The following is a 14008-nucleotide window of genomic DNA, read 5'->3' on the forward strand; positions in this document are numbered from 1 at the left end:
CTGTCTCATGTCCCACTCCTTGGTGGTTACGATGAGCCAGAAACACTCCCTTATCAAATCACCCTATTTGGACCCATAAGCGCTGACGTCAGACAGGCCCGAGGTAGAGCAAGGACGGAAGTCACTGAAGAAGACAGCATTGGTGTTTGCAAGTTCATCGGTGACTAAAAACGTCTTACAGGAGCTCACGGGGGCATTGAGAAGGTTCGAAATTCAGGCCAAATAGACTTGGCGATTTGGGGAAGTCCGATTGGTGACCTTGCACGTTCCTAGTGCTCATTGGCACCGCCCGTAAGGGTCGGACTCCCAAGGCCCTGCTAGCTTCACGTCCGGAAGAGGCTAAGCCCGATGTTGTACCAGCTTAACCTCACCTTTCGAAATCATCAAACCCTTGCGCCACTGATTGCCCTTCATCACTGTTGGGTATTCTGGCGCATAATCGCGGAATAGATCGTTTGTCACAGCAAATGAAATTGGTAGGTGTTTCAAGCTCTCCAGAATAAATTTGTCCGCCTGTACTCCGCTAGGCACCACATAGATTTCATCTGTCTTCAGCCCAAAAATGTCCTCAAGCTCCGCCAATGAATGCAGTTGACCACTTGGGAATGCTCCGTGATCGTTGAGCGTGTAAAAAATATTGGCATCAAAGAAACAAACGATACGATAGCCTTGTGTTCGAAGTTGATGCACGATCTCTCCGAGTGGTTGCGCATCTTTTCCATTGTCGTGGCCAAAGTGGTAAATATTGCTACCATCAAATATGGCTGTTTTCGCATCCAACCGCAGATTGCGCATAAATCCCTGACGATCATTTGCCAGCAATGAATGTATCTGGGGGTGCGCGTTTATTATTTCGGCCTTGCTGACTTGAAGTCGATGATAAACGATCAACCATAATGCAATCAGCACTGCCAAAAGGACCACCATGATATTCCCCCCGATTTCGGGGCGCATCAAAAGCCACCATAAAAGCAAAGCTGAAATTGCCGTCAGCAGGGAAAAATTAAGCAGCGTAAGCACTGTGTTTCGCAACCACGCGCCAAATTCGAATCGAGGATTCTTGGATTCCACAGGCGCTAGCTTCTCGCCCAGTGTAATTGGGTTGTGCTTCATAATGTGGCTCTGTCAAATACCTTTCGCAGGAACGTATCTCAGGATTTCAAAGAAAACCATAAGCTCTCAACCGCCGTTCGCAGAGGCGCTCACGTAGGTCGGCCAATGACTGAAAATCCTAGGCGTTTACTCGGCTTTTGTGAACATGATGGCATGTGAATAAATGTCGCCCAATTGCTGCATCCTGCACATTTAGACAAAAATTGCGAAATCTCTAGCTCTCACTGTGACTGAACGATTTTGAAACCTTAATAGTGCAATATTTTCTTCTACAATTTGGAGAAAAAAATGAGGCTATCGACAAAGAAATACAATTTTGCTTGGAAAGTACTGGAGTTGATTTCGAGTTCAAATCAGGTGGAGAAATCCCGGATTGCCAATCTTGGTTGGTTTGGGATCAAGTTATCATGGAAAAATGACGTCGAGCTTGCTTGCGGTGAACTGGACGTTCAGCTGTGGTCTGGTAGCGAGGTAGATCCCGGTGCACGGGAGATCGTTCTGGCTCCCTACAGGTCGCGGTTAGAAGACGAAGATCTGGTCGCCGAAATTGCAGACGATATTGAGCGGCACTGGGACCGAACTGCCGGAGTTCGAGAACTAGAGACATAAAGAAAAGATCGGAAGCCCTTCCGCTCATTCTACGGGAGCGACAAAGGCAGAACTTTGCTGGGCACATTCCTAGTTCTTCAACTTATCCATTTTCAATTCCAAGGCAGGAATTTCAAGTTTGAACTTTTGGATTACTCTTTGAAAAAGAACCACATTCTGGCATGAGAAGAATTCTAAAGGCGGCAACCAGTCTATTGGACCGGATGCCCCTTTATCTCGATTGACGCGAACCGCGATTGAGGTACTGACAGGAGCGACGCCCTTCATCGCTGCGGAGCCATAGTTTCAACTTTCTGACTTCGCCCGTTTGTTTCGGTTGCGCCAACCGGAACCGTTGAAGAGCCCGTTTTGATAAGCTCCCGACCAGTCTTGTCCCTTGCATCGGCTTACCCATTTACGGGTGAAAAGGAGCCCGAAATGAGCGCAAATTGCAGACTTAGACTTTACAAAGACAAGGCCCTGAGCGAGCCCAATCGGCCAATTTGGTCCGCCATAAAAAAAATCGGCAAACATCGCTTTCTCGTTCTTGGGCAATTCGAACTTTATTCCAAGTCAGATGGTGGCCTCTTTCTTGAATTCTTTCGAATTGGCAAGGGCAACAATGATTACAATCGTGGAAAGCTGGAGACACTAAAGCGCAGAAAGAAAGCAACCGATCCACATTTGTTCGGGTGTCTAAAAATCTTGGATAAAACCTTCACTGCGGCGGCTTGGATATGTCGTGACGAAAACCAGAAATACTTTCACCTTACACTTCTCAAAATAAAGGAAGCCGCTCATGCTGAAGGCGGCGCCTTCAAATCTTCAAAGTGAGCTTGCACACAGGCTAAAAGTGCCGGACCTTAGAATGGGGCAGCGGTTATCTGAAACAACAAAGCCCGCTTGTCCAAATGCGCGGAGTGTCTGTAAGCGCTCGTGAACGAGCTTTTTAACCTAACAGAAATGTCAGTTAAAATGAGATCAAATGGTACAGCGATGGTACAGAAGCATTTTTTGCAAAATTTTATCGCAATCCATCTCACGTATTTTTCAATAATATCAAGGTGTTAAATGGTGCCCAGGGGCGGAATCGAACCACCGACACGAGGATTTTCAATCCACTGCTCTACCCCTGAGCTACCCGGGCACCGGGGAATGGAAAAACCATTCGGGTTGCGGCGTTCTATGTCAGGTCTCGGGAGCTGTCCAGAGGGTTTTCGCAAAAAAGTCAGTGCAGGTGCGAGGAATTTCTGGTCAATTCTTCCAGGGCTTCCTGCTGCTCTTCAGGATCTTGCGATGGCACCGAATATTCGCCGTTGAACCAGCGCCCCAGATCGACATCTGCACAACGCTTTGAACAGAAGGGGCGAAAGACTTCGACGGTATCCTTTTTGCAGGTCGGGCAGCTCATTGTAGAACTTCCGTGATCGGCAGGCGGGCGCGTTTGCGTTGAAGTTCGAAGTGGCCCAGAGGCGTCCACCCAACCGAAGTCGTCTCAATGGAATCAGCCCGGAACGCAGCCCTAAGCGCGCTTTCAAATGCACGGCGGTCTTTCTTGGGCATTGGTGCAACATCCAGTGTGATCTGCCCCCCCAGCCCACGCAACCGCAGTTGGCGCGGCAATTCGCGAGCGGTTGCCATATTGGCCTTGAGCCCTGCGGCTGGAGATGTGTCCGCACCCGTGTTCACATCCACTGCGACGAGCGCGCGTGTGGGTTCTATGAACAAGGACGCGCCGCCGCCCAAGGACACGGAAATGTCTTTGACATGTTCCAGGGCATCCAGCACGCCATGAGTATCAAAACTGCCTTCGTCCGTGACCACTTCGGCATCCACGGCCCATTCACGCCACGCCTCAAGGTGCGGTCCGTCACCGTCGGTCAGTTTCTCCATCGGCCCTTGGGCGTCTCCTGCCACTTGTTCGGCCAGAGAGAGCATGGCAGCGATATCCTCCGCAATCTCATCTGCATCACCTTCCACGCAGGAAGAGCGCAGGATGAGCCCCATAGAATTGTCTTCGTCCATCACCTCGTGAACAAGCCCGCGAAGCATGTCTCGCACGTCGTCATCTCGGATAGAGCGGCTGATGTTACGACCCGGTGCGCCGGGAGTGGCAATCGCATAGCGGCTTTTGAACAGGATTTTTTGGGTGACCGGAATGGCCTTGCCATCTTCGGCATAGCCGGTGACCTGCACCAAAATAGTTTGGCCGGGCGACAGGCCTTTGACCTGACGCAGAAAGGCCGGGCCATCAGGGGTCTTGAGAAACATGCCGCCCTGACCTTTGACCGGTCGATCTGCAATCGCGCGATAAATCGTGCCGGGGCGCGGGGCGTCGGCATCTACCAAAAGGTCTTCGAGCTTGCCATCCACCATGAGGGCGGCAGCCTCGCGTCCGTTCAGGTGGTCGAGAATGATCTGACTGCCCTTCATGATCTGTCCTTATAAAGAGGGTATCCAGCGGCTTGCAAAAGCGTCGCTGTCTCAGCGACAGGCAAGCCCATTATGGCTGAAAATGAGCCACTGATCCACGGGATGAAAGCACCGGCAGGGCCTTGGATGGCATAGCCACCTGCCTTGCCGCGCCAATCGTCGGAGGCCAGATAAGCGTTCAGTTCATCATTCGAGAGGCGTTTCATTTTGACGTCACTGACCACGGCGCGTTCCCACATCTGATCGCCACGTCTCACGGCAACTGCCGTGATCACACGGTGACGTCTCCCGCCAAGAGAAATCAAAAACTCGGCTGCCTGACCCGCGTCGCGGGGTTTGCCAAGAATGCGGCGTCCCAAAGCAACCGTCGTGTCTGCACAAAGCACGATATCACCGCGATCCGCCTGCACAGCCAGCGCCTTTTCATGCGCGATGCGCGCGCAATAGGGGCGTGGCAATTCACCTTTGAGGGGGTCTTCGTCAATATCGGGGGGGCGGATGTCATCTGCCACCACACCGATCTGAGCGAGCAATTCCTTGCGGCGCGGGCTGCCGGAGCCGAGGATAAGCTTCATGCCTTCGGTCCTGTCTGTTGCCGCGCCACCAGGGCTTTGGCGCTTATTTAAAGCGATAGTTGATCCGACCCTTGGTCAGATCATAGGGGGTCATTTCCACCTGTACTTTGTCGCCTGCCAGAACCCGAATGCGGTTCTTGCGCATCTTACCTGCCGTATGTGCGATAATCTCATGGCCGTTCTCAAGCTCGACCCGAAATGTCGCATTGGGCAGGAGTTCCTTTACGACGCCGGGAAATTCGAGCAGTTCTTCCTTGGCCATGTTTTCTCCTTCACAAAACACCCGCCAATCGCGGGCTGCCCTTAAATGGGCCGAAACGCTCTGATTTTCAAGGGCGATTCTCAGGTGAGTGGGGAATATGTGACCTCTTGGTGACGTGGCTCTTGTTCGCCCCAATGATGCCGGTTCAGAACCCGGCCATCTGCCCGCACATTGGCAATCGCATCAAGGTCGGCTTCGCCATAGGTCCAACCCGGCGTATTCATCCGGCCCTCGGCGATCACGCCTGTTTGAGGAAAGCCTACATCGGGAGGAGCAAAGATGCCGCCCATGCCGGTTGTGACCCCTACGGCCTCGGACCAGCCGGTGGTGCCACACAAGGATGCCATGGCCGTCACGCATTGGTTTTCAAGCGCACGGGCCATCGATCCAAGCCGCACCCGCCAATAGCCGGACAGGGCTTCGGTACAGGAGGGCGACAGGATCACATCGCAGTCTGACAAGGCCCGGCCAAGCAGGGGAAATTCACTGTCATAACAGATCAACACGCCGATTTTACCCAACGTCGTCTCAAATATCTTGAGCGACCCGCCAGAGACCACATTCCAAGGATCGCGTTCGAACTGCGTCATGATCTGCTTGTCCTGAAAATCGACCTTGCCATCTGGCGTGAAGAAATAGGCGCGGTTGACCGGGCGGGTACCGCCATCAAAAATCGGGGCGGATCCACCAAGGATATGGACGCCCGCTTCGGACGCGAGCCGTTCATGCAGAGCATTGGCCTCATCCATCTTCTCGGACACCGAAAACAAGGATTTCTCAAGATCATCTGCCACGTCAAATCCATCAAGCGTGGCCAATTCCATGGCAGCGTACTCTGGAAACACCAACAGTTCCGCTCCCTGCCCGGCGGCATCTGACACCCACCGGGCAATTTTTTCTTCATAGTGCGCCCAATTGTCCAAAGTGCTGAGCGGATAGGCGGCGGTGGCGATTTTCATGAGAACTCCGGGACGTGGTTGGTGGGTTTATCGGAACGTGCCCTATTTCCATGCGCCTGTCACATGTTTCGAAACGGGTTTACCCCCACGCGAAGGGCAAAGGTTTTCCGATGTCGACACCTTCGGGCGAAATCACGCAATCATAGGCCATCACATCGACCCCGGCGGCGCGGGCTCCGGCAAAGGCGGCGGCGTAAGTGGGATCAATATCGTCCGCAAGCGTGACACTGTCGATGTCGGTGCGCTGCACCAGATAGAACATCATCGCGTGATGTCCTTCGGCGACCATCTGTTGCAATTCCCGCAAGTGTTTGGTGCCGCGCGCTGTGACGCTGTCGGGAAACTCGCCCAAACCCTTTTGCCGTGAAAGGGTCACGCATTTCACCTCGACATAAAGGTCCGGGCCGTTGCCGGACAAAAGGAAGTCGACCCGGCTGTTTTCACCATATTTCACTTCTGCGCGCACGACTGGATGCGCGGCCAGCTCGGGGATTTGCCGGGCCAGAAGCGCGGATTTCAGGGCGCGATTGGGCACCGAGGTATCCACCCCGGTGAAATGGCCGTTTTCATGGTCAACCAACCGCCAGCCGTATTTTAGCTTTTTCTTGGGATCATCGTTCGGCTCCAGCCAGATCCGAAGTCCTGAATCCTTTAGACCCAACATGCTGCCGGGATTGGCACAATGAGCGGTAACCTCGCGGCCATCTTCGAGCCGAACATCAGCCAGAAAGCGTTTGTAGCGGCGGATCAGCACTGCGGGCACAAGAGGGGTTTGAAAGCGCATGTGCCAGCCCTATACCTGCGGATAAGATCTGACAAGGAGAGCGCAATGCCCAACCCCACCGCAGCCATGCTGGTTATCGGAGATGAAATTCTCTCGGGGCGCACACGCGATGCCAATATGTATTTTTTGGCCGGTGAGCTGACCAAGCAGGGGATCACACTGGCTGAAGTGCGTGTGGTCGGTGACGAAAGCGACGACATCATCTCGGCGGTTCGGGCGTTATCGAAACGTTATGATACGGTGTTCACCAGTGGAGGTATTGGCCCGACACACGATGACATCACAGCCGATTGCATCGCTGCGGCCTTTGACCGGCACATTGATGTGCGTGACGATGCGCGTGCGTTGCTGGCAGCGCATTACGAAAATACAGGATCTGAATTGAACGAGGCGCGTCTGCGCATGGCGCGCATTCCAGACGGAGCAGGCCTGATTGAAAACCCGGTTTCGGTGGCTCCGGGATTCACGGTTGATAATGTGCATGTCATGGCCGGAGTGCCTTCGGTATTCCAAGCCATGGTCGCGTCTGTTTTGCCAAATCTGACAGGGGGCGCACCGCTGTTATCGCAATCCTTGCGGATTGATCACGGGGAAGGTGATATTGCAGGGCCTTTAGCGGCACTGGCGCGTAAGTATGACGACCTGTCTATCGGGTCCTACCCGTTTCAGAAAAATGGCGCTTATGGATCAAATATCGTCATCCGTGGCACAGATGGTTCTCGCATTGATGCTGCGATGACCCAACTTGCAGGGATGTTTCCATGAGTTTGCCAGATGCAAAAAAACTCTACGATGTTATCGACGCCACTTGGCCGTCAGCAAGTAAACTTACCTGTGGACCGTTTATTATAGGCGATGGTCAGGATGGCGGTAAACGCGTGTCCTCGGCCACAGCAACGGGCCCGTTTCAGGACACTGACATTGATGCCGCCGAAGTTGCGATGCGTAAAATCGACCAGACGCCGCTGTTTCAAATTCGCGAGGGCGACGAAGCTCTGGATGCCGCGTTGTCGGCACGCGGTTACGAGATCATCGACCCGGTCACGATGTACGCCATTGAGGCGGAAAAGCTGACCAGCGAACGCCCCCCACGCACAGCGGCTATTGAGACCACCGGACCGCTAAACATTATGCGCGAAATCTGGGCCTCGGGGGGGCTTGGCCCCGGTCGGGTTGAGGTTATGAACCGTGCCTGCAGGCCCAAGGCCGGTTTCGTGTCGCGGTGGAATGACAAACCCGCCGGATCAAGCTTTGTCGCGATGCACGATGGAGTTTCCATGGTGCATGCAATTGAGATTGTGCCCTTTCAGCGTCGTCAGGGCGTGGCCCGCTGGCTGATGATCCGCGCCGCTTTTTGGACGCTGGACAATGGCGGAGACACGCTCACGGTGATTTGCACCTCAGCAAACACTGCGGCAAACAGCTTATATTCTTCCCTCGGCATGTTTGTTGTGGGACAATACCACTATCGTATTCTACCTGACTGAGAGGACTTCTGATGAGCAAACCCACCGCCCTTGATCTGCCGATGGTGGACCCTCTGCCCGAGGCCACTCAAAAGTATTTTGACATCTGTCAGGACAAACTGGGCATGATCCCCAATGTCCTGCAGGCCTATGCGTTTGATATCGACAAGCTGAACGCCTTTACGGCGATGTACAACGACATGATGCTGGGTGACAGCGGCTTGACCAAGCTTGAACGTGAGATGATCGCTGTGGCCGTGTCTTCTATCAACAAGTGTTTTTATTGCCTGACAGCCCATGGCGCCGCCGTGCGTCAATTGTCCGGCGATCCCGTTTTGGGTGAGCTGATGGTGATGAACTATAAAGCCGCAGACCTTGAACCACGCCAGCGCGCGATGTTGGATTTCGCCGAGAAGATCACCAAGGAAAGCAGCTCTATCGAGGAAGCAGACCGTCAAGCTTTGCGCGATGTCGGCTTTAACGACCGGGACATCTTTGACATCTCCAGCGTCGCGGCGTTCTACAACATGACCAACCGGGTGGCCTCTGCCATCGATATGCAACCCAACCCAGAGTATCACGCGCAATTTAGATGATCTTTCGCACAGCCATAGCGCTTGCGGTTTTACCGCAACTGGCCCTGGCCTTTGAACCTGCCCTACCCACAGGGGCACGGCAGGTTGCACTCGAAGATCGCCCTCGCACAGCTTATGAGCTGCCAATAGGTCCGTTTCGCAATGGCGCGCTCCCGAGCGAACGATATTTGGGACTGGTACAGCTTCGATCCTGGCGCATGGAAGAAAAAACCAGCGCACTCACCGAAATTAGCGCCGAGCTTGCTAGGCAACTGGTCAGTGAAGGCTACGAAATCGTGTTTCGATGTGAAACCGAAGACTGCGGTGGGTTTGACTTTCGCTTCAACACGCTTGTCCTCCCTCCACCCGAAATGTTTGTGGATCTGTCGAGCTTTCGTTTTCTTTCTGCGCGCCGAGAAACCGACCAAGGCACTGAGGCGGTGAGCCTTTTTCTCAGCAGAACCTCAAGAGCTGCTATCCTTCAAGCGGTCTGTGTGACACCGATGGAACGGGTGACCCTTACGATTGACCCGGAACCGAAAACAGATGCACTGCTTGTCCCTACTTTGGTGACGCCGCCCTCCAACTCGGGTGCGCTTTCGGCCGACACCATTGGAGATTTGTTGATCGCGCAAGGCCACCTCATTCTGGAAGACCTAACGTTTGACACGGGATCAGCAAACCTGACTGACGGCAATTACAAAACCCTCAACGCCCTTGCAGACTGGTTGTTGCAAGACGAAAATCGCAAGGTTGCGTTGGTTGGACATACTGATAGTCAGGGGGCCCTCGACAGCAATGTTGAACTGTCTCGTAACAGGGCTAAATCGGTTCAGGCCCATTTGACTGACACCTACAAAGTACCTCAGGCCCAATTAGACGCACAGGGGATCGGCTATTTATCTCCGATCGCCAGTAACGCTGGCAAAGAAGGGCGCGACGCCAACCGCCGGGTCGAAGTCGTGCTTTTGTCAGGTTCCTGAACAAGAAAAAGCCCGGGAGCCTTAGCACCCGGGCGAGTTTATGCTTTCACTATGAAAGCCAGGGGAAGTCTTTCCTTTGCGGAATTACCAGTCAGATGGGCCTTTGTCGGCAAAGGCATGCACGAGAAAATCAATAAACGCGCGGACCTTAGGCTGTGTAAACCGGCCGGGTGGGTAAACGGCATAAATGCCTTGCGTTTCAATGGGCAGGTCCGGGATTGCATCTACAACCAGGCCTTCTTCCATGGCTTCTGCGTACAGAAAACTTGGCAAATAAGCGATCCCAAGGCCAGCAATGGCCGCGTTCAACAAGGATTGCCCGTCATTGACGCTCAGCCAGCCCGCCGTGCGAACTTGTCTCTTTTCGCCTGAGGGTGCTGTCAGTTTCCAAACCGCACCTGTGGATTGGCTGGAATAGTGCAACAGCTTGTGATCATTCAGATCGTCGATCTTTGGTGGGCGGCCATATTTTTCAAGGTATTCTGGGCTCGCAATCATGCGTTTGGTGGTTTCCGTCAGCTTTCTTGCCCGAAGACTGCTGTCCTCAAGTTCACCAATACGGATCGCCATATCAAAGCCTTCGCTGATCAACTCAACGTAGCGATTGTTCAGTACCATGTTCACCGTGATATCCGGGAATTCGACAAGGAAGTCTCCCAGAACCGGACTGAGGTGGTTGACTCCAAAGTCCGTGGCCACGCTGATCCGTAAAAGTCCCGAAGGCGCCGATTGCATGGACGTGACCAAAGCGTCGGCCTCGCCTGCATCATTCAGAACCCGGCGGGCACGGTCATAATATGCCAGGCCAATCTCGGTTGGGCTTACGCGTCGTGTGGTGCGGTTCAAAAGTCGCGCACCCAGACGGGCTTCCAATGAGGAAACATGTTTCGACACAGCAGATTTCGAGATGCCCATCTTTTTTGCGGCATCTGTGAAACCACCTTGATCCACAACCGTGGCAAAGGCTTCCATTTCCGTCAGGCGATCCATATTTTTCCTACCTCAATCTCATATTCGAGGATCAGTTATCCCGTCGAAATTGGGCAGAAGCAGGGCAGTGCTCAGACAATATCAGGGTTTTGTCGCGGATCGTTTGCGGCATGGAAACAGCGAAACAATTGGTTTCGATGTTTAAAAAGCCAGTTCAATCGCAGTGACCCAGAACGGCAAAGTTGCCGCCGCAAGCAGTGTTGATTGCGCAACAAGCGTTGCCGCCAGTTCACGATCAGCCCCAAAGCCAGCGGCCAAAACATGCGCGGCTGAGGCGGTGGGCATCGCTGCGAACAATGTCAGTGTCTGAGCAATCGCCGTGTCCACACCCAATATTACGCATGCACACAATGTCACGACCGGCAGAACCAGCAATTTGGTGGACACAAGAATACCGCTGAACCTGTTTAGGCGCGCCAAAGCGCCCCAGTTCATCGTTGCACCAACCGAAATCAGCGCCACGGGGATGGCTGCCTGAGCGACCATTTCCAACGGCGCCATCAACGGTGCGGGAATGGTCAGGCCGCTTAACCCCACAAGCACGCCTGAAACACTGGCAATCAAAAAGGGGTTCGTCGCCACTTTGATCAGTGTTTGCTTCAGGCTTCCACTGCCGCGCGACAACGCACTGACCGCAAAGACATTGGCCAACGGAATGGCCAGACCAACCGCCACCGCCAATTCTCCAAGCGGTGGTTCCGAAAGCGTGGCCACCGCAACAAAGGCCATGGCGGTGTTAAACCGCCACGCCGTTTGCCAGGCCCCGGCAAAATCCACAAATTTTCCGGGCCCAAAAGGGCGCGCCAAATACCCGGCCCCCAAGCCAAGTAATAGAATAGCCCAGACAGCCGGGCCAATGCTGACGATATCTCCAACCGCGATGGGCCGGCCCGACGCCGCGACAAAGATCAAAGTGGGAAACAGGATTTCAAAATTCAGCTTGTCCAAACCCTGCCAGGCATTCGCTGACAGACGGTTGCGAACCAACCCACCCAGAATCACCATAAGAAAACTGGGCAGCAGTCCCAGAAGGATCGTGACAAACACCATCGCGCGCATTCCTTTGCATCGCGATCATCTAGTCCCGGCAACACCAAAGACGCAATGGAAACCTGTGCGCATCTTTTGGCCGAAAATATCCCGGGGGAAGCATGAAAGGCCTACTGGCCTTTCATGGTGGGGGCAGAGTCCCTAAAATGTAGCTGCCAGACGCGTGCCTTGATTGATTGCCCGCTTGGCATCCAGTTCAGCCGCCACATCCGCCCCGCCGATCACATGACAGGTGACGCCTTTGGCTTCGAGCGCGTCTGCAAGCGAACGCTCCGGCACCTGCCCAGTACACAGCACAACATTATCTACTTCGATCACCTGAGGGTTCTCACGTGTCTCGCCAAACGAGATGTGCAACCCTGCGTCATCAATCTTTTCGTAGTTCACGCCGCCCATCATATTGACGTTTCTCATCTTGAGTGCGGCCCGGTGAATCCAGCCTGTGGTTTTACCCAGACCTTTGCCCAGCGCTTTGGCTTTTCGCTGCATCAATGTGACGTCACGCGCTGGCGCATCAGGCTGCGGGCCTTCAGGTGCCAGACCGCCGCGAGTTTTCTCTGGGTCGCCGACCCCCCATTCTTCCATCCAGTCGGGCAAGCTCTCGGTGATGCTCTCTCCCTCGTGCACGAGGAATTCGGACACATCAAACCCAATGCCCCCAGCCCCGATGACTGCAACGCGTTTGCCAACTGGTTTTTTGTCACGCAACACATCCAGATAGCTCAGAACTTCGGCGCGATCCTGACCCGGAATGCCTGGATCCCGCGCCACAACACCTGTGGCGATGACGACTTCGTCAAAGCCCGCCAGATCACCTGCCGATACATCGCGACCCAGTTGCAGGTCGATATCCGAAGCCTCCACCATGGCTTCGTACCAGTCAACCAATCCCCAGAACTCTTCTTTGCCGGGGATTTGCTTGGCCACGTTCAGCTGACCACCCACTTTGTCGGACCGGTCAAACAAACTCACTTTGTGCCCGCGTTGAGCAGCCGTCAGCGCCGTCGACAAACCAGCAGGGCCTGCACCAACGACGGCGATGGTTTTGGGTGTCTCAACCGATGAGATCGAAAGTTCAGTTTCATGGCAGGCTTGCGGGTTCACCAGACAAGAGGTCAATTTACCGCCAAATGTATGATCAAGGCAGGCTTGGTTACAGCCAATGCAGGGCGCAATCAAAGCCGCCTGACCGTTGGCCGCTTTGTTCACAAAATCCGCGTCAGCCAGAAACGGGCGCGCCATCGACACCATATCAGCGCAGCCTTCAGCCAACACATCTTCGGCCACTTCAGGCGTGTTGATGCGGTTCGATGTAATCACCGGGATGCCTACTTTGCCCATCAACTTTTTCGTCACCCAGGCGAAAGCCCGACGCGGAACAGATGTGGCAATCGTAGGAATGCGCGCCTCGTGCCAGCCAATGCCCGTGTTGATGATTGTCGCCCCTGCGTCCTCGACGGCCTTGGCCAGCAGGACCACTTCTTCATGGGTTGATCCTTCGGGAAGGAGATCAATCATCGACAGGCGGTAGATGATGATGAAATCCTCACCCACAGCCTCGCGGCACCGACGCACCACTTCAACCGGCAAACGCATGCGGTTCTCATAAGACCCGCCCCAGCGATCCGTGCGCTTGTTCACGTGGGTGACAAGGAACTGATTGAGGAAATAGCCTTCAGAGCCCATAATCTCGACCCCGTCATAGCCTGCCTCGCGGGCGCGCACGGTGGCGGTGACAAAATCCTGAATCTGCTTTTCGATGCCGTCTTCATCCAATTCCTTAGGTGGGAAAGGTGAGATTGGCGATTTTATCGGAGATGCGGACACACATTCAGGTCCATAGGCATACCGACCCGCGTGCAGGATTTGCATGGCGATCTTGCCGCCAGCCTCATGCACGCGATCCGTCACAACCTTGTGGTTGGCAATATCCTGATCGTTGAACAGCCCTGCTGCACCTGGAAACACACCACCTTCTTTGGATGGAGCCATACCACCGGTGACAATCAACGCCACGCCGCCTCGGGCGCGTTCGGCGTAAAACTCGGCCACGCGGTTCCAATCCTTGGTCTCTTCCAGGCCGGTGTGCATGGATCCCATCAACACGCGATTTTTCAGCGTGGTAAAACCCAGATCAAGAGGTGCCAGTAGGTGCGGGTAATCAGTCATGGATGTCTCCTAAAAATCTGCTTTACCAAAACGTAAAGCAAAGGTGTTGTCACCCAAAACG

General features: G+C 54.2%; 16 protein-coding genes and 1 tRNA gene. 6 read left to right on the plus strand and 11 right to left on the minus strand.

From position 1 onward, the window contains the following. Nucleotides 1–339: 339 nt before the first annotated feature. Complete coding sequence (locus tag BUC32_RS09165) at nt 340–1113, minus strand: hypothetical protein (protein WP_073251859.1); 774 nt, start codon at nt 1111–1113, stop codon at nt 340–342. Nucleotides 1114–1401: 288 nt separating this feature from the next. On the opposite strand from BUC32_RS09165, the gene BUC32_RS09170 reads away from it, so the two are divergent. Both BUC32_RS09170 and BUC32_RS09180 read left to right on the plus strand, forming a co-directional pair. After that, the gene (locus tag BUC32_RS09170) at nt 1402–1722 is read left to right on the plus strand and encodes a hypothetical protein (RefSeq protein ID WP_073251861.1); all 321 of its coding nucleotides are present in this window, start codon (nt 1402–1404) and stop codon (nt 1720–1722) included. Nucleotides 1723–2139: 417 nt separating this feature from the next. Then, nucleotides 2140–2535 (plus strand): hypothetical protein, encoded by a 396-nt coding sequence (locus BUC32_RS09180; protein ID WP_073251864.1) that lies wholly within the window; start codon nt 2140–2142, stop codon nt 2533–2535. Nucleotides 2536–2773: 238 nt separating this feature from the next. Here the strand turns inward: BUC32_RS09180 and BUC32_RS09185 are convergent. The 7 genes from BUC32_RS09185 to sfsA form a co-directional block, all read right to left on the minus strand. After that, nucleotides 2774–2848 (minus strand) — tRNA-Phe (locus BUC32_RS09185). A gap of 81 nt (nt 2849–2929) precedes the next feature. Next, on the minus strand, nt 2930–3112 hold the full coding sequence (locus BUC32_RS09190) for a DNA gyrase inhibitor YacG (RefSeq protein ID WP_073251866.1): 183 nt from the start codon (nt 3110–3112) through the stop codon (nt 2930–2932). Continuing rightward, complete coding sequence (locus BUC32_RS09195) at nt 3109–4134, minus strand: ribonuclease E/G (protein WP_073251868.1); 1026 nt, start codon at nt 4132–4134, stop codon at nt 3109–3111. The genes BUC32_RS09190 and BUC32_RS09195 overlap by 4 nt, the downstream gene beginning before the upstream one ends. Continuing rightward, nucleotides 4131–4709 (minus strand): Maf family protein, encoded by a 579-nt coding sequence (locus tag BUC32_RS09200; RefSeq protein ID WP_073251870.1) that lies wholly within the window; start codon nt 4707–4709, stop codon nt 4131–4133. The genes BUC32_RS09195 and BUC32_RS09200 overlap by 4 nt, the downstream gene beginning before the upstream one ends. A 43-nt stretch (nt 4710–4752) precedes the next feature. Then, nucleotides 4753–4971 carry a translation initiation factor IF-1 gene (gene infA / locus BUC32_RS09205; RefSeq protein ID WP_007205486.1) on the minus strand — a complete coding sequence of 73 codons (219 nt, stop codon included), beginning with the start codon at nt 4969–4971 and terminating at the stop codon, nt 4753–4755. An 80-nt stretch (nt 4972–5051) separates the two neighbouring features. Continuing rightward, entirely contained in the window at nt 5052–5930 is an 879-nt protein-coding gene (locus BUC32_RS09210; RefSeq protein ID WP_073251872.1) for a carbon-nitrogen hydrolase family protein, read from the minus strand. A gap of 79 nt (nt 5931–6009) precedes the next feature. Next, nucleotides 6010–6714: a DNA/RNA nuclease SfsA gene (sfsA, locus tag BUC32_RS09215; RefSeq protein WP_073251876.1), complete on the minus strand. Its 705-nt coding sequence runs from the start codon at nt 6712–6714 to the stop codon at nt 6010–6012. A 45-nt stretch (nt 6715–6759) separates the two neighbouring features. On the opposite strand from sfsA, the gene BUC32_RS09220 reads away from it, so the two are divergent. Genes BUC32_RS09220 through BUC32_RS09235 form a run of 4 tightly spaced genes read left to right on the plus strand, consistent with a single transcriptional unit; the run spans nt 6760 to nt 9738 of the window. Further along, nucleotides 6760–7479, plus strand: a complete 720-nt coding sequence (locus BUC32_RS09220; protein ID WP_073251878.1) for a competence/damage-inducible protein A — start codon at nt 6760–6762, stop codon at nt 7477–7479. Next, nucleotides 7476–8201: a GNAT family N-acetyltransferase gene (locus tag BUC32_RS09225; RefSeq protein ID WP_073251879.1), complete on the plus strand. Its 726-nt coding sequence runs from the start codon at nt 7476–7478 to the stop codon at nt 8199–8201. The genes BUC32_RS09220 and BUC32_RS09225 overlap by 4 nt, the downstream gene beginning before the upstream one ends. 11 nt (nt 8202–8212) lie before the next feature. Beyond that, a complete protein-coding gene (locus BUC32_RS09230; RefSeq protein WP_073251881.1) occupies nt 8213–8776 on the plus strand; it encodes a peroxidase-related enzyme in 564 nt (187 codons plus the stop codon). Then, a complete protein-coding gene (locus tag BUC32_RS09235) occupies nt 8773–9738 on the plus strand; it encodes an OmpA family protein (protein ID WP_073251883.1) in 966 nt (321 codons plus the stop codon). The genes BUC32_RS09230 and BUC32_RS09235 overlap by 4 nt, the downstream gene beginning before the upstream one ends. 84 nt (nt 9739–9822) lie before the next feature. Here the strand turns inward: BUC32_RS09235 and BUC32_RS09240 are convergent, their stop codons facing one another. From BUC32_RS09240 to BUC32_RS09250, 3 genes are all read right to left on the minus strand, one after another. Then, nucleotides 9823–10728, minus strand: a complete 906-nt coding sequence (locus BUC32_RS09240) for a LysR family transcriptional regulator (RefSeq protein WP_073251885.1) — start codon at nt 10726–10728, stop codon at nt 9823–9825. A gap of 141 nt (nt 10729–10869) precedes the next feature. Then, a complete protein-coding gene (locus tag BUC32_RS09245) occupies nt 10870–11778 on the minus strand; it encodes an AEC family transporter (RefSeq protein ID WP_073252107.1) in 909 nt (302 codons plus the stop codon). A 141-nt stretch (nt 11779–11919) separates the two neighbouring features. Beyond that, nucleotides 11920–13947 carry an NADPH-dependent 2,4-dienoyl-CoA reductase gene (locus BUC32_RS09250; protein WP_073251887.1) on the minus strand — a complete coding sequence of 676 codons (2028 nt, stop codon included), beginning with the start codon at nt 13945–13947 and terminating at the stop codon, nt 11920–11922. Between the last annotated feature and the right edge of the window lie 61 nt (nt 13948–14008).

The organism is Shimia gijangensis (assembly GCF_900142085.1).
Lineage (GTDB): Bacteria > Pseudomonadota > Alphaproteobacteria > Rhodobacterales > Rhodobacteraceae > Shimia > Shimia gijangensis.

What these genes read in the sequence shown, in the direction of transcription:
- BUC32_RS09250 (WP_073251887.1), bottom strand. Translation starts at nt 13,947, where the DNA reads ATGACTGATTACCCGCACCTACTGGCACCTCTTGATCTGGGTTTTACC.
- BUC32_RS09225 (WP_073251879.1), top strand. Translation starts at nt 7,476, where the DNA reads ATGAGTTTGCCAGATGCAAAAAAACTCTACGATGTTATCGACGCCACT.
- BUC32_RS09210 (WP_073251872.1), bottom strand. Translation starts at nt 5,930, where the DNA reads ATGAAAATCGCCACCGCCGCCTATCCGCTCAGCACTTTGGACAATTGG.
- BUC32_RS09195 (WP_073251868.1), bottom strand. Translation starts at nt 4,134, where the DNA reads ATGAAGGGCAGTCAGATCATTCTCGACCACCTGAACGGACGCGAGGCT.
- BUC32_RS09190 (WP_073251866.1), bottom strand. Translation starts at nt 3,112, where the DNA reads ATGAGCTGCCCGACCTGCAAAAAGGATACCGTCGAAGTCTTTCGCCCC.
- BUC32_RS09220 (WP_073251878.1), top strand. Translation starts at nt 6,760, where the DNA reads ATGCCCAACCCCACCGCAGCCATGCTGGTTATCGGAGATGAAATTCTC.
- BUC32_RS09230 (WP_073251881.1), top strand. Translation starts at nt 8,213, where the DNA reads ATGAGCAAACCCACCGCCCTTGATCTGCCGATGGTGGACCCTCTGCCC.
- BUC32_RS09170 (WP_073251861.1), top strand. Translation starts at nt 1,402, where the DNA reads ATGAGGCTATCGACAAAGAAATACAATTTTGCTTGGAAAGTACTGGAG.
- infA (WP_007205486.1), bottom strand. Translation starts at nt 4,971, where the DNA reads ATGGCCAAGGAAGAACTGCTCGAATTTCCCGGCGTCGTAAAGGAACTC.
- BUC32_RS09240 (WP_073251885.1), bottom strand. Translation starts at nt 10,728, where the DNA reads ATGGATCGCCTGACGGAAATGGAAGCCTTTGCCACGGTTGTGGATCAA.
- BUC32_RS09180 (WP_073251864.1), top strand. Translation starts at nt 2,140, where the DNA reads ATGAGCGCAAATTGCAGACTTAGACTTTACAAAGACAAGGCCCTGAGC.
- BUC32_RS09235 (WP_073251883.1), top strand. Translation starts at nt 8,773, where the DNA reads ATGATCTTTCGCACAGCCATAGCGCTTGCGGTTTTACCGCAACTGGCC.
- BUC32_RS09165 (WP_073251859.1), bottom strand. Translation starts at nt 1,113, where the DNA reads ATGAAGCACAACCCAATTACACTGGGCGAGAAGCTAGCGCCTGTGGAA.
- BUC32_RS09245 (WP_073252107.1), bottom strand. Translation starts at nt 11,778, where the DNA reads ATGGTGTTTGTCACGATCCTTCTGGGACTGCTGCCCAGTTTTCTTATG.
- sfsA (WP_073251876.1), bottom strand. Translation starts at nt 6,714, where the DNA reads ATGCGCTTTCAAACCCCTCTTGTGCCCGCAGTGCTGATCCGCCGCTAC.
- BUC32_RS09200 (WP_073251870.1), bottom strand. Translation starts at nt 4,709, where the DNA reads ATGAAGCTTATCCTCGGCTCCGGCAGCCCGCGCCGCAAGGAATTGCTC.